The 24,810-nt window shown below is 74.7% G+C and carries 18 protein-coding genes; 13 read left to right on the top strand and 5 right to left on the bottom strand.

Annotated elements, in window-relative coordinates:
* Nucleotides 1–36: 36 nt before the first annotated feature.
* Together PVK74_RS28755 and pspM are read left to right on the top strand one after the other, a co-directional pair.
* Nucleotides 37–888, top strand: coding sequence for a PspA/IM30 family protein (locus PVK74_RS28755; protein ID WP_030503385.1), 852 nt, complete (start codon nucleotides 37–39; stop codon nucleotides 886–888).
* Nucleotides 889–904: 16 nt separating this feature from the next.
* On the top strand, nucleotides 905–1,678 hold the full coding sequence (pspM, locus tag PVK74_RS28760; RefSeq protein ID WP_274477634.1) for a phage shock envelope stress response protein PspM: 774 nt from the start codon (nucleotides 905–907) through the stop codon (nucleotides 1,676–1,678).
* 325 nt (nucleotides 1,679–2,003) lie between these two features.
* Here pspM and PVK74_RS28765 read toward each other — a convergent pair whose 3' ends face one another.
* Both PVK74_RS28765 and PVK74_RS28770 read right to left on the bottom strand, forming a co-directional pair.
* Nucleotides 2,004–5,630: a multicopper oxidase domain-containing protein gene (locus tag PVK74_RS28765; protein ID WP_274477635.1), complete on the bottom strand. Its 3,627-nt coding sequence runs from the start codon at nucleotides 5,628–5,630 to the stop codon at nucleotides 2,004–2,006.
* 169 nt (nucleotides 5,631–5,799) lie between these two features.
* Nucleotides 5,800–6,591 (bottom strand): DNA-formamidopyrimidine glycosylase family protein, encoded by a 792-nt coding sequence (locus PVK74_RS28770; protein WP_064447098.1) that lies wholly within the window; start codon nucleotides 6,589–6,591, stop codon nucleotides 5,800–5,802.
* Nucleotides 6,592–6,699: 108 nt separating this feature from the next.
* On the opposite strand from PVK74_RS28770, the gene PVK74_RS28775 reads away from it, so the two are divergent.
* A complete protein-coding gene (locus PVK74_RS28775; protein ID WP_274477636.1) occupies nucleotides 6,700–7,950 on the top strand; it encodes a hypothetical protein in 1,251 nt (416 codons plus the stop codon).
* Nucleotides 7,951–8,053: 103 nt separating this feature from the next.
* Here the strand turns inward: PVK74_RS28775 and PVK74_RS28780 are convergent, their stop codons facing one another.
* Genes PVK74_RS28780 through PVK74_RS28790 form a run of 3 tightly spaced genes read right to left on the bottom strand, consistent with a single transcriptional unit; the run spans nucleotide 8,054 to nucleotide 14,169 of the window.
* Nucleotides 8,054–8,887 (bottom strand): SAM hydrolase/SAM-dependent halogenase family protein, encoded by an 834-nt coding sequence (locus tag PVK74_RS28780; RefSeq protein ID WP_274477637.1) that lies wholly within the window; start codon nucleotides 8,885–8,887, stop codon nucleotides 8,054–8,056.
* Nucleotides 8,884–9,387 (bottom strand): GNAT family N-acetyltransferase, encoded by a 504-nt coding sequence (locus PVK74_RS28785; protein ID WP_104112925.1) that lies wholly within the window; start codon nucleotides 9,385–9,387, stop codon nucleotides 8,884–8,886. Before PVK74_RS28785 ends, PVK74_RS28780 begins: the two co-directional genes overlap by 4 nt.
* Nucleotides 9,388–9,417: 30 nt before the next feature.
* Nucleotides 9,418–14,169, bottom strand: a complete 4,752-nt coding sequence (locus PVK74_RS28790) for an Lhr family helicase (RefSeq protein ID WP_274477638.1) — start codon at nucleotides 14,167–14,169, stop codon at nucleotides 9,418–9,420.
* 178 nt (nucleotides 14,170–14,347) lie between these two features.
* Between PVK74_RS28790 and PVK74_RS28795 the strand changes: the two genes are divergently transcribed.
* The 10 genes from PVK74_RS28795 (at nucleotide 14,348) to PVK74_RS28840 (ending at nucleotide 24,749) form a co-directional block, all read left to right on the top strand.
* The gene (locus PVK74_RS28795) at nucleotides 14,348–14,668 is read left to right on the top strand and encodes a hypothetical protein (RefSeq protein WP_030504176.1); all 321 of its coding nucleotides are present in this window, start codon (nucleotides 14,348–14,350) and stop codon (nucleotides 14,666–14,668) included.
* A gap of 238 nt (nucleotides 14,669–14,906) precedes the next feature.
* A complete protein-coding gene (locus PVK74_RS28800; protein WP_274477639.1) occupies nucleotides 14,907–17,741 on the top strand; it encodes a Na+/H+ antiporter subunit A in 2,835 nt (944 codons plus the stop codon).
* A gap of 115 nt (nucleotides 17,742–17,856) precedes the next feature.
* The gene (locus tag PVK74_RS28805; protein ID WP_043325764.1) at nucleotides 17,857–18,336 is read left to right on the top strand and encodes a Na(+)/H(+) antiporter subunit C; all 480 of its coding nucleotides are present in this window, start codon (nucleotides 17,857–17,859) and stop codon (nucleotides 18,334–18,336) included.
* Nucleotides 18,333–19,838 (top strand): Na+/H+ antiporter subunit D, encoded by a 1,506-nt coding sequence (locus PVK74_RS28810; protein ID WP_064447103.1) that lies wholly within the window; start codon nucleotides 18,333–18,335, stop codon nucleotides 19,836–19,838. The genes PVK74_RS28805 and PVK74_RS28810 overlap by 4 nt, the downstream gene beginning before the upstream one ends.
* The gene (locus PVK74_RS28815; RefSeq protein ID WP_064447104.1) at nucleotides 19,835–20,485 is read left to right on the top strand and encodes a Na+/H+ antiporter subunit E; all 651 of its coding nucleotides are present in this window, start codon (nucleotides 19,835–19,837) and stop codon (nucleotides 20,483–20,485) included. Before PVK74_RS28810 ends, PVK74_RS28815 begins: the two co-directional genes overlap by 4 nt.
* The gene (locus PVK74_RS28820) at nucleotides 20,482–20,745 is read left to right on the top strand and encodes an MrpF/PhaF family protein (RefSeq protein ID WP_013284715.1); all 264 of its coding nucleotides are present in this window, start codon (nucleotides 20,482–20,484) and stop codon (nucleotides 20,743–20,745) included. Before PVK74_RS28815 ends, PVK74_RS28820 begins: the two co-directional genes overlap by 4 nt.
* Nucleotides 20,742–21,077 carry a monovalent cation/H(+) antiporter subunit G gene (mnhG, locus tag PVK74_RS28825; protein WP_069089343.1) on the top strand — a complete coding sequence of 112 codons (336 nt, stop codon included), beginning with the start codon at nucleotides 20,742–20,744 and terminating at the stop codon, nucleotides 21,075–21,077. Before PVK74_RS28820 ends, mnhG begins: the two co-directional genes overlap by 4 nt.
* A 163-nt stretch (nucleotides 21,078–21,240) precedes the next feature.
* Entirely contained in the window at nucleotides 21,241–22,596 is a 1,356-nt protein-coding gene (locus PVK74_RS28830) for a hemolysin family protein (RefSeq protein WP_043325755.1), read from the top strand.
* On the top strand, nucleotides 22,593–23,657 hold the full coding sequence (locus PVK74_RS28835) for a hemolysin family protein (protein ID WP_043325753.1): 1,065 nt from the start codon (nucleotides 22,593–22,595) through the stop codon (nucleotides 23,655–23,657). The genes PVK74_RS28830 and PVK74_RS28835 overlap by 4 nt, the downstream gene beginning before the upstream one ends.
* 156 nt (nucleotides 23,658–23,813) lie before the next feature.
* Nucleotides 23,814–24,749 (top strand): sporulation protein, encoded by a 936-nt coding sequence (locus tag PVK74_RS28840; protein ID WP_274477640.1) that lies wholly within the window; start codon nucleotides 23,814–23,816, stop codon nucleotides 24,747–24,749.
* The last annotated feature ends 61 nt before the right edge of the window (nucleotides 24,750–24,810 follow it).

Raw genomic sequence — 24,810 nt, forward strand, 5'->3', positions numbered from 1 at the left:
ATGTAGGCGCGACGCTACTGAGGGGACGAGGCGGAGATGGCTAACCCGTTCGTCAAGGGTTGGAAATACCTGATGGCGCTCTTCGGCGCGAAGATCGACGAGCACGCCGATCCGAAGGTGCAGATCCAGCAGGCCGTCGAGGAGGCGCAGCGCCAGCACCAGGCGCTGGTGCAGCAGGCGGCCGCGGTGATCGGCAACCAGCGCCAGCTGGAGATGAAGCTGTCCCGGCAGATGACCGAGGTGGAACAGCTCCAGGGCAACGCGCGGCAGGCGCTCGCAGTGGCCGACCAGGCCCGGGGCCGGGGCGACGAGGCCGAGGCCGGGCGCTACGAGCAGACCGCCCAGATGCTGGCCACCCAGCTGGTCTCCGCCGAGCAGGCCCTGGAGGACCTCAAGACGCTGCACGACCAGGCGCTCGGCGCGGCCGCCCAGGCCCGCAGGGCGGTCGAGAACAACTCAATGATCCTCCAGCAGAAGCTGGCCGAGCGCACCAAGCTGCTCAGCCAGCTGGAGCAGGCCAAGATGCAGGAGAGCGTGGCCCGCTCGCTGGAGTCGATGTCGTCGCTCACCGCACCCGCCAACACCCCGTCGCTCGACGAGGTCCGCGACCGGATCGAACGCCGCTACGCCACCGCCATGGGCCGCGCCGAGCTGGCCGGCAACTCGGTCGAGGGCCGGATGCTGGAGATCCAGAAGGCCACGCTCGACTCGGCCGGATCGGCGAGACTGGAACAGATCCGGTCGAGCATGGCCGGCGAGCAGCTCGGTGGCCGGCAGGAGACCCCCGCCGTCGGGCAGCCGGCCGACCCGGCCGCCGCCGCCCGGCTCGACGAGATCCGGGCCAGCATGAGCCGGGAACGCGGCACCGGGGAGAGCACGACCGGCTGACGGAGGGGCGAACACCATGGCCGACGAGCGGGCCCGATATTTCCGCAGGTTGCGCAGGCTGCGCAACTCGGCGCGACGGTGGAGCGTGCTGGCCGGCGGGCTCGGCGGCGCCGCGGCGGTGCTCACCCCGTACGCCGGACTGGGCCTGCCGGACGCGGCCTGGGCCGGCGCCGCGGGCAGCGCCATCGCGATCGCCGCCTGGCGCTGGGCCGACCACCGGGCGCTCGCAGCAGTGCCGGCGCCGCCCGCGCTCGACCCGGCGGAGGCCGCCGCCCGCTCCCGCGCCCGGCTGGTCGCCGCCGTCGAGCGGCTGCCCGTCGGGCCGGGTGTCCTGGCCGAGGTACGCCGGGTCCGCTCCCGCATGGCGCTGCGCGGCACCGCCGCGGCCGAGCCGTGGGCACGGCTGGACCGGGCCGCGCTCACCCTGGCCGGGCTCGCCGGACGGCTGACGGGTCTGGCCGAGCCGGCGGTCCGGGAGGCGGCCGAGGCCGATCGTTCCCTGCGTGAGCTGGCGAACCGGGTGGCGGGCGTGGAACGCGCGGCGAAGCTGACCCCGCAGAGCACGCTGGACGAGGTGCACGCCACGCTGGTGGCCCAGTTGGAGGACGGGGTGGCCGCGTACGAGCGGCTGGTGGTGGCCGCCGCCGGCTACGTAGCCGAGGACGCCCGCCCCAACACCGCGCACCCGGCCGCCGCGCGGCTGACCGAGGCCACCGACCTGCTGCACGGGGTGGCCTCCGCCCTGGCCGAACTCCGCACCCCCCTCCGAGCCCCCCAGCCCGGACGCTGACCGCCCCCGCCGCACGCCGATCGTCCGCGCGCTGATCGTCCCGCGCGCTGATCGTCCCGCGCGCTGATCGTCCCGCGCGCTGGTCGTCCCCCGCGTTGATCAAGGAGTTTGTGTCCTGAGGCGGGCCGAATCCGTACACCAACTCCTTGATCACCGGCGCGGACAGGGGGCGGGCGGAGGGCGTCGGGCCGCCCGGGCGGGCAACTCGCGGTCAGGCACCCCCACACCCGCCCATCGCCCCGCCAGCGCCGGTGATCATGAGGTTGGCGGTGTTGTTGATCTCGGAAACTGCCGTCAACTTCATGATCGACCCTGAGAGGGAGGGCTAGGTGGGGGTGGTTATGGGGGTTGGTGGAGTCCAGGGGGACGTGCCAACCACGTTCGTCGTGCGTACTCGGTAGTAGTAGGTGGTGGAGCGCGCCAGGCCGGTGTTGGTGAAGCCGCGGCCGGTGACGCGGAACGTGGCCGGCTCCCTGGTGAACGCGGCGTCGGTGGCGCGCTGCACGATGAAGCCGGCGCCCGGTCCGGCCGGCGTCTCGGCCGACCAGCTCAGCGTCACGGTGGCGGTGTCCGGTCCCGGCGCGCTCGCGATGACGCTCACCGCCGTGGGCGTCGTCGGCCGGGCCGGGGTGGTCACCCGGGCCACTGTCGACCAGGGGGACGCCGCGCCGAGGTACGTCGTGCGTACCCGGTAGTAGTACGTGGTGTCCGGCGCGACGGCCGGGTCCACGTGGTTCTCGCCCACGGCGATGGCGGTGGTCCCCGGGCCGCTGCTGAACGTCGGGTTGGTGGCGCGCTGCACGTCCACACCGGTGGCGAAGGAGTGGTTCGCCCAGCGCAGCGCCACCCGCAGCGGCGCGGTCGGCGGCACCGCCGCGGTGAGCCGGGCCGGCGCGGCCAGACGCACCGCCGCCGGTACGGCATTCGACCAGGACGAGCAGCTCACCGCGTTCTCGGCGCGGATCCGGTAGTGGTAGGTGACGCCGGGGGTGACTGTCGCGTCGGTGTAGCGGGTCGCGGTGGCGGCCACGGTGATCTCGGTCAGCCCGGCGGTGAAGGCGCTGTCGGTGGCGCGTTGCAGCAGGTGGCTGGTGGGCACCGGGCGGCTGCCGTTGCCGGTCCAGGTCAGCGCGATGGCGGGCAGCGCGGTGGCGCTGCCGGGCGCCGGGGTGGCGGTCAGCCCGGTGGGCGCCTTGGGTGCCACCCGCAGCACCAGCGGACGGCTCATGCCCTGGTCGCGCAGTCCCGCCGAGCGGGTCTGCCAGCGGTACTCCCAGCCCAGGTTGACGAGTTGGTTGACCACCGTGGCGGGGCGGCCGTCGGCCGGACTGACCGGGCTCGCGTCCAGCCGCGCGCCGGCGGGCCGGGACGGGTCGAGCAGCCGTACGCTGTCGCTGATCTTGAACGGCAGGGGCGGCGGTACGGGACGCAGCGCCACCACGACGTCCTCCCGGGGGTTGACCCGGACGGTGTCCTTCCAGCCCAGCTCGCCCGGCTCGGGCGGGCGCAGCGTGCCGTCCCAGCCGACCCGGTTGACCAGTTGCACGTCGCAGCCTTCGATGTGCACCGGATGGGTGCGCGGCGCGTCGCCGACGATCCGCCACAGTTGCGTGCCGTCGCCCGGCGCGCCGACCGGCACGGCCGGGTCGGTGGCGTGCAGCACCTCGGTGGCGGGTTCCACCGGGCCCAGCGGCAGCGTGGCCGGCAGCAGCGGCCCGCTGACCGGGTGGCCGACTCCGAGCCGGCCCACCGCGCGGCCGTGCCGGGGCTCGAACACCTGCCCGACCGACTTCACCGCCAGCGGCAGCGTGACCGGGGCCGCCGCGCCGGGCGGGGTGAACGTGACCGAGCCGTCCCGCGCGCCGACGAGCGTCGGACGCGGGGTGTGGGCGCCGAACGCGGCGTCGTACGCCGGTTGCGGCACGATCGGCGGCGGCTGGCTGTGCGCGTACGCCCCTGGCAGCCGGTCGGCGAGCCGGCGCGTGTCGTACGGCTCGGCCGGTGTGCCGGTGACCCGGATCTGGAGCAGCGTGCGGGTGTTCGGGCCGTAGCCGGGCCGGGTCGGCGGCAGCCCGCCCGAGCCGGTCCGGTCGGGCGCGCCGGTGTGGTGGTCGTAGCGCGTGTCGAACCGGGGCAGCGGCGCGGGGCAGTCGTTGTAGAGGATCAGCGTGCTGCCCGGCGGCACGGTGGCGAAGTCCACGATCACGTCGGCCCGCTCGCCGGGGGCCAGCAGCAGCGCGTGGCCGTCCACGTTGAGCACCGTCGGGTCCTGCCTGTCGTAGCGGTAGTCCACCGGCCGGTTGGCGAGCACCACCGGGGCGGGGAGCAGGCCGCTCTCGTTGCCTATCTGGATCAGGTCGGGTCCGGCGGCGGCCGGGTCGGGCACGCCGCCGTCGCGCCCGTCCACCGGCCAGTACGCGGGCCGCCCGGGCGCGCGTACCGCCTCGACCATCGGCACCTCGCCGGCGTCCGGGTCGGCCGGGCTGCCGTCGTCGGCCCACATCGGGCCGTCCGAGGCGGCCCGGTAGAGCTGCAGGTTCAGCGCCCGGTCCGCGCAGGCGTTGAGGATCCGGAACCGGTACGCGCGCGGGGCGACCTCCAGGTACGGGTAGACCACGCCGTTGACGAGCGGGGTGTCCCCGTACGCCTCGGGCACCGCCGACGGGTGCGGCACGGCGGGCGCCAGCGGCGGCTCGTCCGGGTCGGCGTCGGGGTCGTGGTGCGGGTTCGGCACCGGGGCGACCCACGGGCTGGCGCCGCCGTCCGGGTCGTGGGTCCACGGGCCGTAGTCCCAGCGGCCGGTGGGGTTGCCGCCGGTGAGCCGGTACGGGTTCTGCCGGGGCTGGTAGACGTGCGGGTGCCAGAGGCTGCCCTTGGCGCCCCAGCGGTCCCGGTCCCAGGTCGGGTCCTGGGCGGCGAGTTGCGCGTCGTCGGGTACGAACGTCTTGTCCTCGATCACCAGCGGGAACTGTTCCGCGGGCAGCACGCCGTCGTCCACGAGGCGGTCCTCGGCGGGGTCGGTGAGCAGGTACAGCGCGATCTGCCCGGAGTAGACGGTGAGCCGGGACAGGCCGAGCGTGTTGTCGTGCAGCCACATCAGCCGGCCGCTCTGCTCGTTCGGGAAGTACAGCGTGGTGGCGCCCGCGCCGGGCGGCGGCATGTCCGGCACCGGGGTGACACCCACCCCGGCCGGGTACGGGGTGATCTCGCCGGCCGGGGTCACCCACTGCCACGGGTTGCCGGCGCTGATCCACCCGGTCTGCGCGCCGGACAGGTGCGGCACGGCCCGGTTCTGCGGGTACGGCGCGGGACCGTCCAGCGGGCCGGCGCCGGCCCCGTCGACGGTCTCGTCCACCGGCAGGAACAGCTCGCCCGCCCGTCCGGTGGGGAGCTGGTTGATGAACTTGATCCGGACCGGGCGGCCCCGCCGCGCCACGATCATCGGGCCGAGGTGCCAGGGGCGGTCCGGTGGGCTGACCGTGTTGTGGCCGGCGGCGTCGGTGCCCAGGTTGAGCTGCCGGTAGCCGCGCAGCCGGGTGGCCGGCAGGTCGCGGTGCAGGCGCTGCGCGTACTCCTGGAGGCCGATCTCGTAGTAGTCGCAGCCTGGCCAGGTGATGGTGTCCGGGACGGCGACGGGCAGGCGGGCGCCGAGCCCGTCGGTGGCGGGCTGCCCTGGTAGCGGCAGCGGGTCGACGAACTTGCGGATGCCGGTGCCGGGCGCCGGGCGGCCGTCGGCGTCGAGCGTGGGCAGCGGGCTGGCGGCGGTGTTCGGCACCGGGCCGAACAGGCGCGGGACGGCTGCCGGGTCCAGGCTCGCCGGGGTGGTCCCCGGCTCCTCGTCGCCGGCGCGCGCGGCGGGAACGCCCCGCGCCGCGGAACCGGCGAACGCGGTTTCTTCGGCGACTCCGGCCCGGTCCGGCCGTCCCGGCCGGAGTCTGCGGAACAGCACCATGGCTCTCCCCGGGGTCGGGGCGCGCCGGCCGACACCCCGGCGTGGCGGGCGTACGCGCTGCTGACGATCGGTGAGCGGTCAATCGCAGCATGCGACGCCACGGGGGTGGGACGGAAGTACCCAATCGTCCCTATCTCGGCGATCTTTGGCGTTTCGTGGAAGTTCCACGTCAGGAACGGTCGGGCTGGCAGACCGGGCACCAGTAGGTGACCCGCTCACCCAGCTCCTCCTTGCGGATGGCCGTCCCGCAGCGCCGGCACGGCTGGGCCCGGCGGCCGTAGACGTAGCTGGTGCCACCCCGGCGCAGCACCCCGGTCGTGCTCTGCGTCCAGCGGCCCCGGTTCGCCGCGAGCAGCCGCTGCGCCAGCGCGACGGTGCCCGGCAGGTCCGGCACCGCGCCCACCGGCGTCCACGGGGACACCCCGCGCAGGAACAGCACCTCGCACTTGTAGAGGTTGCCCACCCCGGCGAGGTTGCGCTGGTCGAGCAGCGCCTCACCGATGGTGCGCTCCGGCTCGGCCGCGAGGCGGCGTACCGCCTCGTCGGCGTCCCAGTCCGGGCCGAGCAGGTCCGGGCCGAGGTGACCGACGAGCGACAGCTCCTCGGCCGTCGGCACCAGCGCCAGCTCGTGCAGGTGGTAGCCGACGGCGACCGCGCCGGGGGAGCGGAGCACCACGCGGATCAGGTGCGCCGGCCGCGCCGTCCAGCGCTCACCCGGGGTGTACGCGCGCCATGCGCCGTCCATCCGCAGGTGCGAGTGCAGCGTCCACTGCGCTGCGGTGGGCGCGGTGAGGCGCAGCAGCAGGTGTTTGCCCCGGCTGGCCGACTCGCGCACGGTCCAGCCGGTCAGGTCGGTGGCGGCGAGTTGCGGCACGCGGAAGTCGGACCCGGTGAGCCGGGCCCCGGCCAGCGCGCGATCCAGGACGCGCGCGGTGTTCCAGACGGTGTCGCCTTCGGGCACTCCGCCATTGTTCCCTACCGAACAGAATTCGCATGTGTCGCCATTTGTACTGAGGTTCCACTTGATCAGCGGAAACGCAACGATCAGGGGGTTCTGAGGAGAATGCTGATGGCTCATTCCGGACGTCGTATCGTCGTCGCCCTGACTGCCCTGCTCACCGTGGCCACCGGACTGCCCGGCACGCCCGCGTCGGCCGCGCACCCATCCACCGCCGTGCCGGCTCGCGCCGGCGCGCCCGACCCCGAACGCTGGTCCGTCGACCTCGCCGTCGCCGGTGGCGACGACGTCAACGTCGCCTGGCGTTCCGGCCGCCTCCGGCTGGCCGATCCCCGCCCCTCCGCCCGCACCCGCCCGGCCGCCGTGGGCGGTCCGGTCGCCGAGGGCATCCTGCTCTCCGCGCCGCGCGTCCTGGACCGGCCCGCCACCCGGGTACGCGCCCGGCTAACCGCCCGCACCGGCGACGGGGGTACGGCGGTGGCCCAGGTGCGCGGCTGGCGCGCCCGGGGCTGGACCGAGTGGCGCGACGCCGCCGAGGCCGTGTTCGACGAACCGGTCCGCCGGGTGCAGGCGCGCGTCGTGCTGACCACCCGGGACGCCGCCTCGGAGGCCACCGTCACCGGGCTGACGCTCGCCGCCGACTCGGCCGCCACCACGGCGGTCCAGCCGGCCGCCCCGCTCACCTACCGGGTGTACGCGACCCGGATCGGCCTGGTCGGCGGCACCACCGCGAACGGGCACACCGTACGCGCCCGGGACCACTTCGCGGCGCTGCCCAGCCGGCGCGGACTGTCCCCGCGTGGCACCGGCGACTACACGGTCAAGGTCTGCACCACCAGCGGAAGCCGCTGCGAGTACGCCCCGGTCTGGGACGTCGGCCCGTGGAACACCCGCGACGACTGGTGGAACCCGTCGTCGATCCGGGAAAACTGGAAGGACCTGCCGCGCGGGCGGCCCGAGGCCCAGGCGGCGTACCAGAGCAACTACAACGGCGGGCTGGACCAGTTCGGACGCACCGTGCGCAACCCGGCCGGGCTGGACCTGGCCGACGGGACGTTCTGGGACGGGCTGCGGCTCACCGACAACGCGTGGGTGGACGTAATGCTGCTGTGGACAGGTGGCGGGGCGCGAGCGGTCGTCGGCTCCGGGCCGCTGAACCTGCGCGCCGGGGCGGGCACCTCGTACGCGAGCCGTGGCCTGGCCGCCACGTACGCCCAGGTGCCGGTGCAGTGCTACGTGACCGGGCAGAAGATCACCGGTACCTATCGCACCACGACGAGGTGGTACCGCCTGGTCGGCGGCACCTACGTCAGCCACGCGTACCTGTCCTCGATCTACGGCGGCACCGTCCCCCGCTGCTGACCCTGCCCTCTCGCCCCCTGACTCCCGTTGATCTTGCAGTTTCGGCCCTTTCGGTGGGGCATTTGTCCTCTGTGCCGGGGCGCCAACTGCAAGATCGCGGGGGTCAGGGGTGGGGGGTGGTGAGGGTGAGGAGGGCGCCGGGGGTGGTGTGGAGGGTTTCTGCGGCTCGGCCGGTGTTCACCGCTACGGCGACCAGGCCGGCGGAGTCGACGTAGACCACCAGGGCGCCGGGCGGGGCGTCGCCGAACGTGCGGCCGTGGACCGCCTCCCGGCCGTTCACCAGCACCCGGGGCGGCAGGCCGTCGAGCAGCGTGCCCGGCGCGGCGAGCTGGACGTTGCCGAAGTGGTCGACGGTCAGCACCTCGGCGGTGAGGCTGCCCGGCTCGGCGCGGACCACCGGCTCCGGCAGCCGGACCAGCGTGCCCGGATCCACGGCCGGACCGGCCCCGGCCAGTGGCGCGCCCAGCGCCAGCCGCGCGGCCACCGGCGCGAACACGTCCCGCCCGTGGAACGTGCGGGAGACGGCCGGGCCGAGCCAGTCCGGGTTGGTCAGCTCCACCGCCGCGCTCACCCCGCCGAGCGCCTCGGCGGCCGGAAGCAGCAGCCCGTTGTCCGGCCCGACCAGCAGCCCGCCGGGCGCGGCCAGCGCGATGCCGCGCCGCGCGGTGCCGACACCCGGATCGACCACCGCCACGTGCACGCCCCACGGCAGGTACGGCACTGTCTGCGCGAGCACGGCCGCGCCCCGGCGTACGTCGGCCGGCGGCACCAGGTGCGTCACGTCGATCACCCGGACAGCCGGGGCGAGCCGGGCCAGCACCCCGTGGCACGCCGCCACGAACCCGTCGGCCAGCCCGTAGTCGGTGGTCAGCGAGACACAGCTCGGAACGTCGTCCGGCGTGGCGCGGCCCTGGCCCGCGGAGACCGGGCCGCTCATCGCCGCTCCGCCACGGTCAGGCGCCGGGCCAGGCGCAACTCGTCGTGCAGCGGGATGCCGTCCGCCCCGACCTCCGGGATCGTCGGCTTGACCGCGCGGGCCCGGTCGACAGCGCCCGCGTCCACAGCGACGATCCGCAGCCCCCGGCGCTGGTAGAAGCGCAGCGCGCCCAGGTTGTCGTTCGTCGTGACCAGCCAGATCCGGTCCGCCCCGGCGGCGGTGGCCGTCTCCTGCGCGGCGGCCAGCAGGGCGGTGCCCGCGCCGTTGCCCGGTGCCGCCGCGGCCAGGCTGACCACTTCCAGCCCGTCGGCGTCGACCCGGTACGCCAGCGCCCCGGCGAACCCGCCGGTCTCGTCCACCGCCACCAGCGCGGGCAGGTCACGCAGGTCGTAGCGGGTGTCGTGGACCACCACGATCGGCCCGCCCCACTCCCGTTCGTGCAACGCCGCCAGCGCCGCGCGGTCCTCGTCGCGCGCCTGGCGTACCCGGATCGAGGCCACCGGCACACCCTAACCGGGGCGGCCGGGCGGTCAGCCGCGCAGCCGCAGGCCGCGCGGGGTGGCGCGGAAACCGGCGGCGGTGAGCGCGTCGCGCAGCGGGGACGCGTGCACGGCCTCGCCGTCGGCGCGTTCCACCGAGATCGCGCCGAGCGCGCCGGAGTGCACCGCGTCGGCGAGCGCCTTGCCGGCCGCGCCGAGCGTGTCGGTGTCGTCGGTGAACGACAGGATCGTCCGGCCGCCCCGCTCCACGTACAGCACCACGTCACCACCGACCAGGACGACCAGCGCGCCCGCCTTGCGCCCGGCCCGGTGCCCGGTGGCGGGGGCCGCGCCGTCGCCGGAGTCGACCACGCGCTCGGGCCAGGGCAGCGCCGCGCCGTACGGGTTCGCCGGATCGGTGGCGGCGAGCACCACCGCCGGGCCGCCCCGGCCCTGGGAGTCGTCGGCGAGCGCCCGGATCCGGTCGACCGCGCCGGGCACCGCGAACTGTGCCGCGCCCAGCCCTTCCACGAAGTAGCCGCGCCGGGCCGCCCCGCGTTCCTCCAGCGCGGACAGCACCGGGTAGACGGCGGCGAAACCACCGGTGACCTGTTCGGCCACGACCGCGCCCCGGGTCACCACGCCGTGCCGTTCCAGCAGCAGGTCGGCGAGCGCGGCAGCACGTCGGGTGGGATCGCTGTCGCGTTCGGGCAGCCGGGACCAGCGACCGGCCATTGTGGGCGGGCCGCCCCGGCTGGGCAGCGCCACCCGGCCGGGCCGGCGGTAGCGGGTGCGCGGCGCCGACGGCCGGGACCGGTGCGCCCCGCCCGCGCCGAGCGCGGCCCGCAACGGGGCGAGCGTGTCGTTCGTGAGGTGACCGGCCCACACCAGGTCCCACACCGCGCCGGACAGGGCGGCGTCGTCGGTGGCGCCGACCCGGTCGGAGAGCGACCGGAAGAACAGCGCCTGCCCGTCGGCGAGCGCGTCGAGCACTGATTCGTGCAGCGGGGTCAGCGTCAGCGCCTCGTCCGGCGGGGGAAGCAGCAGCGGGGCGACGTCGGCGTACGCGAGCGTCACCCACCCGTCGCCGCCGGAGATCGCGCCCGCGCCGGCCCACACCACCTCACCACTGGCGCACAGCTCGTCGAGCTGGGCGGGGGAGTAGTCGGCGACCCGGGCGGGCAGCACCAGGCGTTCCAGCGCGGACGCCGGCACGTTCACGCCCTGCAACTGTTCGAGGGCGGCGGCGACCGCCTCGACGCCCCGGGCCGACGAGCCGACCTGCTGCCAGCGGGGCAGGAACGTGGCGAGCGCGCGCGGCGGCACCGGTTCGATCTCCCGGCGCAGGGCGGCCAGCGAGCGGCGGCGCAGCAGGCGCAGCACCTCCGCGTCGCACCACTGCGTGCCCACCGTGTCCGGGGCGAACTCGCCGGAGACCACCCGGCCGTTCGCCGCGAGCCGCCGCAGCGCCTGCTCCACCACGAACACACCGAGCCCGAACCGGGCCGCGCAGGTGGCCGCCGCGAACGGGCCGTGCGTGCGGGCGTACCGGGCGACCAGGTCGGTGAGCGGATCGGCCACCGGCGCGAGGTACGCCTCGGCGACCCCGACGGGCAGCGCCACGCCGAGCGCGTCGCGCAGCCGGGCGGCGTCCTCCACGACCACCCAGCGGTCCTCGCCGGCGATCCGGACCCGCAGCACCCGCCGCGCCGCCGCCAGCTCGTCGGCCCAGGACTCCGGCACGCCCCGCTCGGCCAGCTCGGCGCTGCTCAGGTCACCGACCACGCGCAGCAGCTCGACCACGTCCTCCGGGTCGCGGGGCCGCCGCTGCTCGGTGCGCCAGCGCAGTTGACGGGCGGTCTCGGCGAGCACCTCCGGGTCGAGCAGCTCCCGCAGATCGACCCGGCCCAGCAGTTCGCCGAGCAGCCCGGAGTCGAGCGCCAGCGCGGCGGCCCGCCGCTCGGCCAGCGGGGCGTCGCCCTCGTAGAGGAACGCGCCGACGTACCCGAACAGCAGCGACCGCGCGAACGGCGACGGGCGCTCGGACTCCACCTCGACCAGGCGTACCTTGCGGGCAGCCAGGTCACGCATCAGCTCGCCGAGAGCGGGCTGGTCGAAGACGTCCTGGAGGCACTCGCGGGCGGCCTCCAGCGTGACCGGGAAGTCGGCGTACTCGCGGGCCACGTCGAGCAGTTGCGCGGCCCGCTGGCGTTGCTGCCACAGCGGCTGCCGCCGCCGGGGGTCACGCCGGGGCAGCAGCAGCGACCGGGCCGCGCACTCGCGGAACCGGGACGCGAACAGCGCGGACGTGCCCACCGACTCCTCGACCAGCTGGGCGATCTCGTCCGGCTCGAACACGACCACGTCGGCGCCGGGCGGCGTCTCGGCGGTGTCCGGCAGGCGCACCACGATGCCGTCGTCGGAGGGCATGACCTGGGCGTCCACGCCGTACCGCTCGGCCAGCCGGCGGCCGATCGCGAGCGCCCACGGCCCGTTGACGCGCGCGCCGAGCACCGAGTGCACGGCGAGCCGCCAGTCGCCCAGCTCGTCGCGGAACCGTTCGACCACCACCGTCCGGTCGTCCGGCAGCGACCGGGTGGCCGCCTTCTGCTCGCGCAGGTAGTTCATCAGGTTGCCGGCGGCCCAGTCGTCCAGCCCACCGGCGCGCAGCGCCGCCACCGCGTCGGCGTCGGACTGCCGCAGCAGCGCCCGGACCCGGGCGCCGATCGCCCGGCCCAGCTCGACCGGACGGCCGAGCTGGTCGCCCTTCCAGAACGGCATCCGGGCCGCCTGCCCCGGCGCGGGGGAGACGAGCACCCGGTCGGGCGTGATCTCCTCGATCCGCCAGGACGACGAGCCGAGCAGGAACACGTCACCCACCCGGGACTCGTAGACCATCTCCTCGTCCAGCTCACCCACCCGGGCGGCCCGCTCGGCGCCGGCCAGGAACACACCGAACAGGCCCCGGTCGGGGATGGTGCCGCCGCTGGTCACGGCGAGCCGCTGGGCGCCGGGCCGGCCGGTCAGCACGTCGGTGGCGCGGTCCCAGACCAGCCGCGGCCGCAGCTCGGCGAACGCGGTGGACGGGTAGCGCCCGGAGAGCATGTCGAGCACCGCGTGCAGCGCCGAGTCGGGCAGCTCCGCGAACGGCGCCGCCCGGCGGATCAGCACGGCCAGGTCGCCGAGCCGCCACGGCTCCAGCGCCACCATCGCGACGATCTGCTGGGCCAGCACGTCGAGCGGGTTGCGCGGGTAGTGCAGCTCCTCGATCGCCCCGGCGCCCATCCGCTCGGCCACCACCGTGCAGGAGAGCAGGTCGCCCCGGTGCTTGGGGAAGACGACGCCGCGCGAGACCGCGCCCACCTGGTGCCCGGCCCGCCCGACCCGTTGCAGCCCGGCGGCCACGCTCGGCGGCGCCTCGATCTGCACCACCAGGTCGACGGCGCCCATGTCGATGCCCAGCTCCAGGCTGGACGTGGCCACCACGGCGGGCAGGCGCCCGGACTTGAGCGCCTCCTCGATCTGCTTGCGCTCCTCCCGGGACACGCTGCCGTGGTGCGCCCGCGCGATCACCGCCGGGGCCCCGGTCGCCGCGCCGGACTGCGCCATCACCTCGGCCGGCTGCCGCGGCGCGCGCACCGGCCCCACCGGCCCGCCGAACGCCTCCGCCCCGCGCCGGGCCCGGCTCCCGTCGGCCGGCCCGCCGCCGGACATCGGGCCGAGCCCGTCGGCGTCGTCGAGCCCGGCCTCGTCGCCGGCCGGCGGGCCGTCGACGCCGGGCAGCAGATCGGATACGCGCACCGGCTCCCCGCCCCGGGCCACGCGGCTGCCATCCGGGGCGGACGCCGCCTCCAACTCCTCGGCGGCCAGCTCGTTGAGGCGGGCGCAGAGCCGTTCGGCGCTGCGCCGGGAGTTGGTGAACACGATCGTGGACCGGTGCGCGCGGATCAGCGAGAACACGCGTTCCTCGACGGCCGGCCAGATCGAGGGGCGGCGGGGGGCGAGCCCGCCGAGGTCGTCCTCCGGTGGCTCCTGCTCGTCGAGGCGCGTCATGTCCTCCACCGGGACCTGGACGCTCACCTCGATGGTCTTGTCGGCCGGCGGCTGCACCACGTCGACCGGGCGGGCACCGCCGAGGAAGCGGGCGCACACGTCGATCGGCCGGACCGTGGCGGAGAGCCCGATCCGCTGGGCGGGCCGCTCCAGCAGCGCGTCGAGGCGTTCCAGGGACAGCGCGAGGTGGGCGCCGCGCTTGGTGCCCGCGACCGCGTGCACCTCGTCCAGGATGACCGTGTCCACGCCGCGCAGCGAGTCGCGGGCGGCGGAGGTGAGCAGCAGGAACAGGGACTCGGGCGTGGTGATGAGGATGTCCGGCGGGGTGCGGGCGAAGGCGCGGCGCTCGTCGGCCGGGGTGTCCCCGGTTCGCATGCCGACGGTGACGTCGGGCGGGGCCAGGTCGAGCCGGGCGGCGGCCTGGCGGATCCCGGTGAGCGGGGCACGCAGGTTGCGTTCGACGTCGACGGCGAGCGCCTTGAGCGGGCTGACGTAGAGCACGCGGCAGCGTCGGCGGGGGTCGGCCGGCGGCGGTTCCTTGGCGAGCCGGTCCAGTGACCAGAGGAAGGCCGCGAGCGTCTTGCCGGAGCCGGTCGGCGCGACGACCAGGGCGTTGCGCCCGGCGGCCACCGAGTGCCAGGCGCCCTGCTGGGCCGGGGTGGGCGCGGCGAACGCCGCGGTGAACCACTCCCGGGTCGCCGCGCCGAACTCCTGGAGCACCCCGCCCGACCGGGTCACCTCGTCCGCCACGACCCCATCCTGCCGCGCCGGTGTGACATCCGGCCGCCTCGCCGGAGCGATCTGTCCCGGCGACGACGCTCAGGGAGGGAAATGGGTGGTTATTCCGTTAAGTCTTACTTAACTGGTTGCTTGTGCACTGCAACATAAAGTAACTTCACTCGCGATGCGGCGTGGGCTGGAGGCGTGGATGACCGTCGAGGAACGAGGCTTCGGGCCCGGCACCGACCTGCTCCTCCGTCAGGTCGACGGCCGGCTGGCCGCGCTCCGCGCCGGGCTGCGCGGTCCCGACCTCGAACTGGCCGAGGAACTGGCCCGGCGGCTGCGCGAGATGATCCTCGCCACCGCCCGTTCCAGTGCCGCCGACCGGGCGCGCGTGCGGGCCGCCGTGCACTACTTCGTCCAGCGCCGGGAGAGCCGCGACGCCCGGCTGCCACTGCGGTCCCTCGCCGTCGCCCAGCGCGCCGTCGACCGGGCCGCCCGCCAGCTGGACTCCACCGCCCTGTCCTGACCGGCCCACCCGACCTGACCGGCGCCCGAACTCCGCGTTGATCAAGGAGTTTGTGTCAGCGCACGGGCCTGCTCCGGACACAAACTCCTTGATCACCGCGAGAAGGCGGGTGGGGTGGGTGGGTGGGTGGGAGATGGGTGGCTTTTGGGGAAAAGGGCGCGGTTGGGGTTGGTTGTGAAGTCTGATCGGTTGTGTCCCAGCGTGTTCCGGCGCGCTGTCACCTCGACCGGGAGTACGCGTGCTCGTCCTGCTGATCGTGCACCTGGTGGCGGCGCTGCTCGCCCCGCTGCTGGTCCGCCGGTGGGGTCCGCGCGCCTGCCTGCTGCTCGCGCTCGCCCCGGCCGCAACCGCGGTCTGGGCGGTGGCCCACACCGGGGCGGTACGCGACGGCGGCGCGGTCGTCGAGACGTACCAGTGGATCCCGGAGCTGCAGTTCGACGTGGCGCTGCGGGTCACCACGCTGTCCTGGTTGATGCTGCTGCTGGTCGGTGGCGTCGGCGCACTGGTGCTCGTCTACTCCGCCCGCTACTTCGAGCCCGGGTCGGTCGGGCTGGCCCGGTTCGCCGCCGTCATGGTCGCCTTCGCCGGGGCGATGCTCGGCCTCGTCGTCTCCGACGACCTGCTGCTGCTCTACGTCTTCTGGGAACTGACCACCGTCTTCTCGTACCTGCTGATCGGGCACAGCACCGAGCGCCGGTCCAGCCGGTGGGCGGCCGCGCAGGCGCTCACCGTGACCACGCTGGGCGGCCTGGCGATGCTCGTCGGGTTCCTGATGCTCGGTCACCACGCGGGCGGCTACCGCTGGTCGTCGGTGGCGTCCGCGCCGCTGCCCGGCGGCGGATACCTGGCGCTGGCGGTGCTGCTCGTCCTCGCCGGCGCGCTGGCGAAGTCGGCGGTGTTCCCGTTCAACGCCTGGCTGCCGGTGGCGATGGCCGCGCCGACACCGGTCAGCGCGTACCTGCACGCGGCGGCCATGGTGAAGGCCGGCATCTTCCTCATCGGACTGCTCGGCCCGGCGCTCGCCGCGGCCGGACCGTGGCGGCCGGTCACCGTCGTCGCCGGGCTGCTCTCGCTGGTCCTGGGCGGCTGGGCGGCGCTGCGGCAGACCGACCTGAAGCTGTTGCTGGCGTACGGCACGGTCAGCCAACTCGGGCTGCTCGCCGTGCTGTTCGGGGCGGGCACCCCGAAGGCGGCGCTGGCCGGCGTGGCGATGCTGGCGGCGCACGCGCTGTTCAAGGCGGCGCTGTTCCTGGTCGTCGGCATCCTCGACCACGAGGCGGGCACCCGTGACCTGCGGGACCTGTCCGGGGTGGGCCGGGCCGCGCCGTGGCTGGCGATCGTCGCCACGCTCGCCGCCGCCTCGATGGCCGGCGTGCCGCCGCTGCTGGGGTTCGTGGCCAAGGAGTCGGTGCTCGCCGCGTTCACCGGCGACCCGTTCGTGCTCGCCGTGCTGGTGGCCGGCAGCGCGCTCACCGTCGCGTACAGCATCAGGTTCGTCTGGGGCGCGTTCGGCACCCGGCCCGGCGTCGCGGACACGGAGGTGGCCCGGCCACCGGCCGCGATGCTCGTACCCCCGGCGCTGCTCGCCGTGGCCGGGCTCGCCGCCGGTCCGGCCGCCGGGTGGCTGAGCGGCCTGTTCGAGCCGTACGCGGAGTTGTTCGGACCGGTCGAGGAGCATCTGGCGCTCTGGCACGGGCCGACCGCGGCGCTCGGCCTCTCCGCCCTCGTGCTGGCCGGCGGCGCGGCGCTGCACCTGGTCCGCGGCCCGCTCGCGCCCGCGCTGGCGCGGCTGCGCTCGCCGGTGAGCGGCAACCAGGGGTACGAGTGGGTGACGCACGGCTTCGACCGGCTCGCCATCGAGGTCACCGGCGCCACCCAGCGCGGCTCGCTGCCGCAGTACCTCGGTACGGTGCTGCTCGCGCTGGTGTTCGTGCCCGGCGGGGCGATGCTCGCCACCGCGCCGTGGCGGGTCGAGCTGGCGGTGTGGGACAACCCGGCCCAGCTCGTGGTCGCGGTGGTGATCGCGGTGGCCGCGCTGCTCGCGGTCGGCGCGCGTCGCCGGCTCACCGCGATGCTGCTGGTCGGGGTCACCGGCTACGGCACCGCGATGATGTTCGTCCTCTACGGCGCGCCGGACGTGGCGCTGACCCAGTTCCTGGTGGAGACCGCCACGATCGCCGTGTTCGTGCTGGTGCTGCGCCGGCTGCCGGAACGCTTCTCGGCCCGTCCGCTGCGCCGCAGCCGCTGGGTGCGGCGCGGCATCGGGATCGCCGCCGGCGTGGTGATGGCCGGCCTGGCGCTGACCGCGGCCGGAGCGCGCCGGGCGCCGTCGATCTCCGCCGACTTCCCCCAGCTCGCCCTCGTCGAGGGGTACGGCCGCAACGTCGTGAACGTGACCCTGGTGGACATCCGGGCCTGGGACACCATGGGGGAGATCTCGGTGCTCGTGGTGACCGCGACCGGTGTGGCCAGCCTGATCTACGAGCGTTCCCGCACCGGGCCGCGTCCGCGCCGCCCGCGGCCGGTCGCGATGCGCGCCGGTGACCGGCGCACGGTGTGGCTGCGCGGCGGGCAGACGCTGCCGGAGCGGCGGCGCTCGATCGTGTTCGAGGTGGTCACCCGGCTGATCTTCCACACCGTACTGATCTTCTCGCTGTTCCTGCTCTTCTCCGGGCACAACGCCCCCGGTGGCGGTTTCGCCGGCGGCCTGGTGGCGGGCCTCGCGCTGGCCCTGCGCTATCTGGCCGGCGGCCGGTACGAGCTGGCCGAGGCGGCGCCGGTCGGGGCCGGCACCGTGCTCGGCGCGGGTCTGGGCATCTCGGTCGGCAGCGGGGTGCTCGGGCTGGCGCTGACCGGCGACGTGCTGCAGAGCGTCAAGGTCGGCCTGTGGCTGCCGGTGATCGGCGACTTCTACCTGGTCACGTCGCTCTTCTTCGACATCGGCGTCTACCTGGTGGTGGTCGGGCTGGTGCTGGACATCCTGCGCAGCCTGGGCGCCGAGGTGGACCGGCACGTGGAGGCCGCCGGCGAGGCGGGACGCGGGTTGATCGTCCAGCGGGACGGGCCACCGTGAGCGCGAGGAGTGAGCCGGGTTTGCGAGCCCCGCAGTCGCGAACAGAGGTGGCACCCGTGAGCGCGAGGAGTGAGCCGGGTTTGCGAGCCCCGCAGTCGCGAACAGAGGTGGCTCAGTGACCAGGGGCGCGGCCGGTCCGACGCTGGTGCTGGTGCTGGCGGTCGGGGTGCTCGTCGCCGCCGGTGTCACGTTGCTGCTGGAACGCAGCCTGACCCGGATCCTGCTCGGCATCATCCTGCTCGGCAACGGCGTGAACCTGCTCATCCTGCTCGGCGGGCGAGCCGGCGCCGCACCGTTCGTGGGCTCCTCCCCGCAGGGTGAGATGAGCGACGCGCTGCCCCAGGCCATGGTGCTCACCGCAGTGGTGATCACGTTCGGGCTGACCGCGTTCCTGCTCGCCGTCGCGTACCGCAGCTGGTACACCAGCGGCGACGACGAGGTGCAGGACGACCTGGAGGACCGGCAGATCGTCCGGCTCGCCGAGAGCAACGAGGTGTCGACCGCGGACCACGGCGGCGAGGGCCCGGACGACGACCCGGAGCAGGTGGACCCGGAGCCGGCCCGCCGGCGGCTGCGCCGGGACGGTGAGACATGAGCGGGCTCGTGCCGCTGCCGGTGGTGGTGCCGCTGCTCGGCGCGGCGCTCACCCTCCTGCTGTCCGGGCGGCCCCGCCTGCAGCGGTCGATAAGCGTGCTCTGCCTGTCCAGCGTCCTGGTGGTGGCGGCGGTGCTGCTGGTCGAGGCGTACCGGTTCGGGCCGGTGGTGGTGCAGGTGGGCGGCTGGCCGGCGCCGGTGGGCATCGTGCTGGTGGCCGACCAGCTGGCGGCGCTGATGGTGCTGGTCTCCTCAGCGGTGACCTTGTGCGTGCTGCTCTACTCGATCGGCCAGGGCCGGGGGGAGACCAGCGAGACCGCGCCGGTGAGCATCTACCACCCCACGTACCTGGTGCTCACCGCGGGCGTGACGAACGCCTTCCTGGCCGGGGACCTGTTCAACCTCTTCGTCGGCTTCGAGATCCTGCTCGCGGCGAGCTTCGTGCTGATCACGCTGGGCGGCACCGAGGTGCGGCTGCGCACCGGCTCGACGTACGTGGTGGTCAGCATCCTGTCGTCGCTGCTGTTCCTGTCCGCGGTGGGGCTGGTGTACGCGGCCACCGGCACGCTGAACATGGCGCAGCTCGCCGGCCGGCTGGACGCGCTGCCGTCGGGCGTACGCCTGACGCTGCAACTGATGCTGCTGCTCGCGTTCGGGATCAAGGCGGCGGTGTTCCCGCTGTCGGCGTGGTTGCCGGACAGCTACCCGACCGCGCCCGCGCCGGTGACCGCTGTCTTCGCCGGCCTGCTCACCAAGGTCGGCGTGTACGCGATCATCCGCACCGAGACGCTGCTGTTCCCCGGCGGCCAGGTCGCCGGCCTGCTGATGGTGGTGGCCGGCCTGACCATGGTGGTCGGCATCCTCGGCGCGGTGGCCCAGTCGGACCTGAAGCGGCTGCTGTCGTTCACGCTGGTCAGCCACATCGGTTACATGATCTTCGGGGTGGCGCTGAGCAGCGTCGCCGGCCTGTCCGGGGCGATCTTCTACGTGGTGCACCACATCACCATCCAGACCACGCTGTTCCTGGTCGCCGGCCTGGTCGAGGAGCGGGCGGGCAGCACCGACCTGCGCCGTATCGGCGGGCTGGCGCGGGTCGCCCCGATGCTCGGCGTGCTCTTCTTCGTCCCGGCGATGAACCTGGCGGGCATCCCGCCGTTCTCCGGCTTCCTCGGCAAGCTGGGTCTGCTCCAGGCCGGCGTGGCGGCGGGCGGGACGCTGCCCGCCGTGCTGGTCGGGGCCGGCACGCTGACCAGCCTGCTCACGCTCTACGCGGCCTCCCGGGTGTGGAACATCGCGTTCTGGCGGGCGCCCCGGCTGGCCTCCACCACCGTGCCGGCCCGGCTGCCCGGCCTGATGGTCGGCGCCACCACCGCCCTGGTCGCGCTCGGCGTGCTGTTCACGCTGGCGGCCGGGCCGCTGTTCCAGGTCACCTCGAACGCGGCCACCGACCTGCGCGAACGCACCCCGTACGTGCGGGCGGTCCTGCCCCGGGACGTGCCATGACCGACGACCTGCCCCCGGGCGGGGGCGCGACCGGGGAGCCGACGGGCGTACCCCGGGCCGCGCCCGAGCCCGACGCGCCGATTCAGGTGGTGGGCCGGGGTGGGCGGCGCCGCGACCAGGCGCTCGCGCTCGGCTGGCTGGTCGCCGCGTGGCTGCTGCTGTGGGGCGACGTGTCAGTGGGCAACCTCATCGCCGGGCTGGTGGTCGGCGCGGCCGTGCTGCTGTTCTTCCCGCTGCCGCCGGTCACGTTCGGCGGCCGGTTCCGCCCCCGCGCGCTGCTGGTCTTCCTGATCACCTTCATCGCGGAGCTGGTGAGCGCCAGCCTGCACGTGGCCGCCGTGGCGCTGCGCTTCGGTTACCGCCCGCGCGGCGCCATCATCGCGGTGCCGCTGCGCGTGCGTACCGACCTCAACCTGGCGCTCACCGCCGAGGTGATCTCGCTGGTGCCGGGCACGCTGATCATCGACGTCGACCGGGCCGCGGGCGTGCTCTACGTGCACGTGCTCGACGTGCGCGGCCCCGAGGACATCACCGGCAGCCGCGAGCGCGTGCTCGCCGTCGAACGGCGCATCGTCCGCGCCATCGGATCTCCCGCCGAGGTACGCCGGCTCGACCTCGAACCCGCCGAACGGAGGAACCACCCGTGACAGTCCTGCTCGCCGTCGCGCTCACCGTGCTGCTCTCGGCCACCGCGCTGCTCGCCCTGGCCCGCATCTACCGCGGCCCGTCCCTGCTCGACCGGGTCGTCGGCGCCGACCTGCTGCTGTCGGCTATGCTCGCCGCGGTGGGGGCGGAGGCCGCCGTGAACCGGCACGCCACCACGCTGCCCGTGCTCGTGGTGCTCTCCCTGCTCGGCTTCATCGGTTCGGTGTCGCTGGTGCGCTTCGCGGTCCGGGCCGAAGCATGAGTGCCGGCACGATCGCGGACTGGGCGGGCGGGGTCCTGCTGCTGGCCGGGGCGGTGCTGGGGCTGATCGCCGGCATCGGGCTGGTCCGCTTCCCGGACGTGCTGGACCGGATGCACACGGCCACCAAGCCGCAGGTGCTGGGCGTCCTGCTGCTGCTGGCCGGGCTGGCGCTGCGTCTGCGTACCCCCTCGGACCTGGGCATGCTGGTCCTGGTGGCGATCTTCCAGCTCTCCACCGCGCCGGTCGCCGCGCAGATGATCGGCCGGGCGGCCTACCGGTCCGGCCGGGTCGACCGGAGCCTGCTGGACGTGGACGAGCTCGCCGGGCGGTGAACCGGACGTGGGGGAGGGTTCCCGGCACCCTCAGCGGACGTCCAGCCGGTACCGATAAAATGGGCCGCATGATCGACTCTCCTGCCCCGGAGGGCAGCAGTAGCCGGCCGGGTCATACCCGGCGAATTCCCTCCCCGACGACCCCGGGAGCACTGAACCTCCCGTGCTGATCCTCGTCGGTCTCCTTCTCATCATCGTGCTCACCGCCGCCACCGGTTACTTCGTGGCCCAGGAGTTCGGTTACGTCGCCGTGGACCGGGGCAAGCTCAAGCAGCTCGCCGACGGTGGCGATCGTGCCGCGGCCCGGGCCCTGGAGGTCACCGCGCGGCTCTCGTTCATGCTGTCCGGCGCCCAACTGGGCATCACCGTGACCGCCCTGCTCGTCGGTTACGTCGCCGAGCCGTTCCTCGGCGCCGGGCTGGCCGACCTGCTCGGCCTGACCGGCATCTCCAGCGCGGTGGCGTTGCCGCTGTCGGTGGCGCTGGCCCTGGTCATCGCCACAGTGGTGCAGATGGTCCTGGGTGAGCTGGCCCCGAAGAACCTGGCCATCGCCCGCGCCGAGCCGCTGGCCCGGGCGCTGTCCCGGTCCACCCTGATGTACCTGAAGATCGCCGGCCCGCTGATCACGCTCTTCGACCGGGCCGCGGTACGGCTGCTCCGCCGCATCGGCATCGAGCCGATCGAGGAGCTGCCCAGCGGCGCCACCCCGCAGGACCTGGAGCAGATCATCGCCGAGTCCCGGGAGGAGGGGCACCTCGACGCCGAGATGTCCGACCTGCTGGACCGGGGCCTGGACTTCCGGGAGCTGACCGCCGGCGAGGCGATGGTGCCCCGCGTCGACGTGCACACCGTGCGGGCCGACGAGCCGGTCAGCCGCATCGTCGAGCTGCTGGACACCGGCCACTCCCGGTTCCCGGTGCGCGGCGCCGAGGGCGTCGACGACCTGATCGGCGTGGTCGGCATCGCCGACGTGCTCGGGGTGCCCCCGGCGCAGCGCGCGACCACCCGGGTCGACGCGGTGGCCGTACCCCCGTTGCTGGTGCCCGAGACGCTGCCGCTGCCGACGGTGCTCGACCGGCTGCGGTCCGGGCACCGGCAGCTCGCCTGCGTGGTCGACGAGTACGGCGGCTTCGCCGGCGTGATCACGCTGGAGGACCTGGCCGAGGAGCTGGTCGGGCCGATCCGCGACGAGGACGACCCGCCGGACCGGGCCGCGGCACGGCAGGAGGACGGCTCCTGGGTCGTCCCCGCGCGCTGGCGCATCGACGAGGTCGCCGACAGCACCGGCATCGAGCTGCCCGAGGCGCCCGAGTACGACACGCTCTCCGGTCTGGTGATGCGGGAGCTGGGCCGGGTGCCCGAGGTCGGTGACCGGCTGGAGATCCCGGTCGCCGCCGACGGCGACGAGCCGGCCTCGGGCCCGCGGGTGCTGGTCGAGGTGCTTGCCGTGGACCGGCACGTGGCCGACTCGGTACGGCTGCGGTCCACCGCCGACGTGTCCGGGGAGGGAGCGGCATGACCCCCGGGTTCGCGTTGTTCTTCTCCGTGGTGCTGCTCGCGCTCAACGGATTCTTCGTGGCCGCCGAGTTCGCGCTCGTCGCGGCCAAGCGGTACCGGCTGGAGCAGTCGGCCGCCGGTGGCGGCCGGGCCGCCCGCGCGGCGCTCGACGGCGTCCGCGAGCTGAGCCTCATGCTGGCCGGCGCGCAGCTCGGCATCACGCTGTGCACGCTGGGTCTGGGCGCGCTGGCCGAACCGGCCATCGAACGGCTGATCAGCCCGCTGCTGCACGCGGTCGGCCTGCCCACCGCGGCCAGTCACGTGGTGGCGCTGGTGTTCGCGCTGTCCCTGGTGACGTTCCTGCACCTGGTGGTCGGCGAGATGGCCCCGAAGTCGTGGGCGATCACCGACGCCGAGCGTTCGGCGACGCTGCTGGCGCTGCCGTTCCGGGCCTTCGCCCGGATCGTCCGGCCGGTGCTCTCCGTGCTCAACGGGCTCGCCAACGCGATGCTGCGGCTGTTCGGCGTGCAGCAGCAGGACCAGCTCGCCCAGGTGCACGGCCCGGACGAGCTGCGCATCCTGCTGGAGCAGTCCCGGGAGCACGGGCTGCTCGGCGCCGAGCAGCACCAGCTGCTCAGCAGCATGCTGGAGCTTCAGGGCACCACTGTGGCGCAGGTGATGGAGCCGTTCGACCGGATCGTCACGGTGGGCCGCGACGAGACCGCCGAGCGGATCGAGCACGTCTCCCGCGACAGCGGCCGGTCCCGGCTCGCCGTGGTCGACGCCGGTGGCGAGGTGTGCGGCCTGGTGCACGTACGCGAGGCGGTGCGTGCCGTCACCACCGGCCGCCCGGCGACCGCGGACGAGCTGATGACCAACGCCTTCACGCTGCCGGCCGAGGCGTCGGTGACCGAGGCGGTGGCCGCCATGCGGGCGCAGCAGGCGCAGCTCGCGCTGGTGAGCAACGGTGGCGGGCCGACCCGGCCGATCGGGTTCGTCGCGCTGGAGGACCTCCTGGAGGAGGTCATCGGCGAGTTCGACGACGAGACCGACCCGGTGCCGCGAGGCCGCCGGATGCGCTGACCGTCATGATCCGTACCGGCCCGGCGAGGTGGGAGACCATCTCGCCGGGCCGGCGTCCGTTGCGGCGTCCGGCACCCGGCGTCCGGCGCCCGGCAGCCGGCGTCCGGCGTCCGCTTCGGTCGGGCATGGCCCGGCGGGCAGCGGGAATGCCCCGGCATGCGGTTGACCGGGGTGTCGCGGGACTCCGCCTGGACCGGGCTCTCCGTGAGCACCACCCTGCCCAATCCGAGCACCCGGCCGGGCCTGCGCCTGCCGGGCCGGGTGACGCTCAGCGCCGGCGGATCGGACGTACCGGTCCGGCACATCCGGCTCGGCCTGGTCACCCAGGTCGAACCGGAGGACCCGGAGGCGCCGCGCCGCCTGGTGCAGTTCCAGACGTGGACGATCGCGGGCCGGTTCGTGGTGCCGGCCGGACGACGGCGCGCCGTCGAGTTCGCCGTGCCGCTGCCGTGGGAGTCGCCGGTGACCACGTACGGCGGGGTGCCGCTGCTGAGCCTGCGTACCGGGCTGCGTACCGAGGTGTCGGTGGATCCGGAGGTCGACCAGGGCGCGATGGTGCCGGTGCTGATCCACCCGCTGCCCTCCCAGGAGCACGTGCTCGCCGCGCTGGACACGCTCGGCTTCGCGATCCGGCAGGCCGGGCTGCGCGAGGGACGCCTGCCGGGGGTGGAGCAGACGCTGCCGTTCCAGCAGTGGTACGGCTTCTGGGCCGCCCCGCTCTACGCCGGCCCGATGACCGAACTCGAAATGATCATGCTGACCGACTCGGCCGGCATGGAGGTGCTGCTCTGGCTGGATCGGCGGCTCTCCCTGGCCGGGATCACCCACCAGAGCATCAGCCGGTTCCGGATCTGGCACGCCGGTGCGGACCAGCGGGACTGGGTGGCGACTGTGGACGGCTGGCTGCGGCACGCCATCGACCGGCACGCGGCAGCGGCGGCGCACGCCGACTGGTCGGCCACGATCCGCGAGTCGGCGCACGTCAGCCGCCCGCCCGACCGGCCGGTCGCGCCCGGCTACGGGCTCGGCGGCACGGCCGGCGGCGCGGGCATCGGCGGCGGTGGCGGTGGCGGTGGGGGCGACGGCACGTGATCTTGTTAAGAAGGGGCCCTTCCTATGCCGGAGGCGTTAAGAAGGGGCCCTTCCTTACACC

The organism is Micromonospora chalcea, from assembly GCF_028768405.1.
Lineage (GTDB): Bacteria > Actinomycetota > Actinomycetes > Mycobacteriales > Micromonosporaceae > Micromonospora > Micromonospora chalcea.

Excerpts from the sequence above, each read along its gene's own strand:
- PVK74_RS28780 (WP_274477637.1), bottom strand. The coding sequence starts at position 8,887 with ATGAGCGGCCCGGTCTCCGCGGGCCAGGGCCGCGCCACGCCGGACGAC.
- PVK74_RS28810 (WP_064447103.1), top strand. The coding sequence starts at position 18,333 with ATGAGCGGGCTCGTGCCGCTGCCGGTGGTGGTGCCGCTGCTCGGCGCG.
- PVK74_RS28775 (WP_274477636.1), top strand. The coding sequence starts at position 6,700 with ATGGCTCATTCCGGACGTCGTATCGTCGTCGCCCTGACTGCCCTGCTC.
- PVK74_RS28840 (WP_274477640.1), top strand. The coding sequence starts at position 23,814 with ATGCGGTTGACCGGGGTGTCGCGGGACTCCGCCTGGACCGGGCTCTCC.
- PVK74_RS28765 (WP_274477635.1), bottom strand. The coding sequence starts at position 5,630 with ATGGTGCTGTTCCGCAGACTCCGGCCGGGACGGCCGGACCGGGCCGGA.
- PVK74_RS28755 (WP_030503385.1), top strand. The coding sequence starts at position 37 with ATGGCTAACCCGTTCGTCAAGGGTTGGAAATACCTGATGGCGCTCTTC.
- PVK74_RS28835 (WP_043325753.1), top strand. The coding sequence starts at position 22,593 with ATGACCCCCGGGTTCGCGTTGTTCTTCTCCGTGGTGCTGCTCGCGCTC.
- pspM (WP_274477634.1), top strand. The coding sequence starts at position 905 with ATGGCCGACGAGCGGGCCCGATATTTCCGCAGGTTGCGCAGGCTGCGC.
- PVK74_RS28815 (WP_064447104.1), top strand. The coding sequence starts at position 19,835 with ATGACCGACGACCTGCCCCCGGGCGGGGGCGCGACCGGGGAGCCGACG.
- PVK74_RS28795 (WP_030504176.1), top strand. The coding sequence starts at position 14,348 with ATGACCGTCGAGGAACGAGGCTTCGGGCCCGGCACCGACCTGCTCCTC.
- mnhG (WP_069089343.1), top strand. The coding sequence starts at position 20,742 with ATGAGTGCCGGCACGATCGCGGACTGGGCGGGCGGGGTCCTGCTGCTG.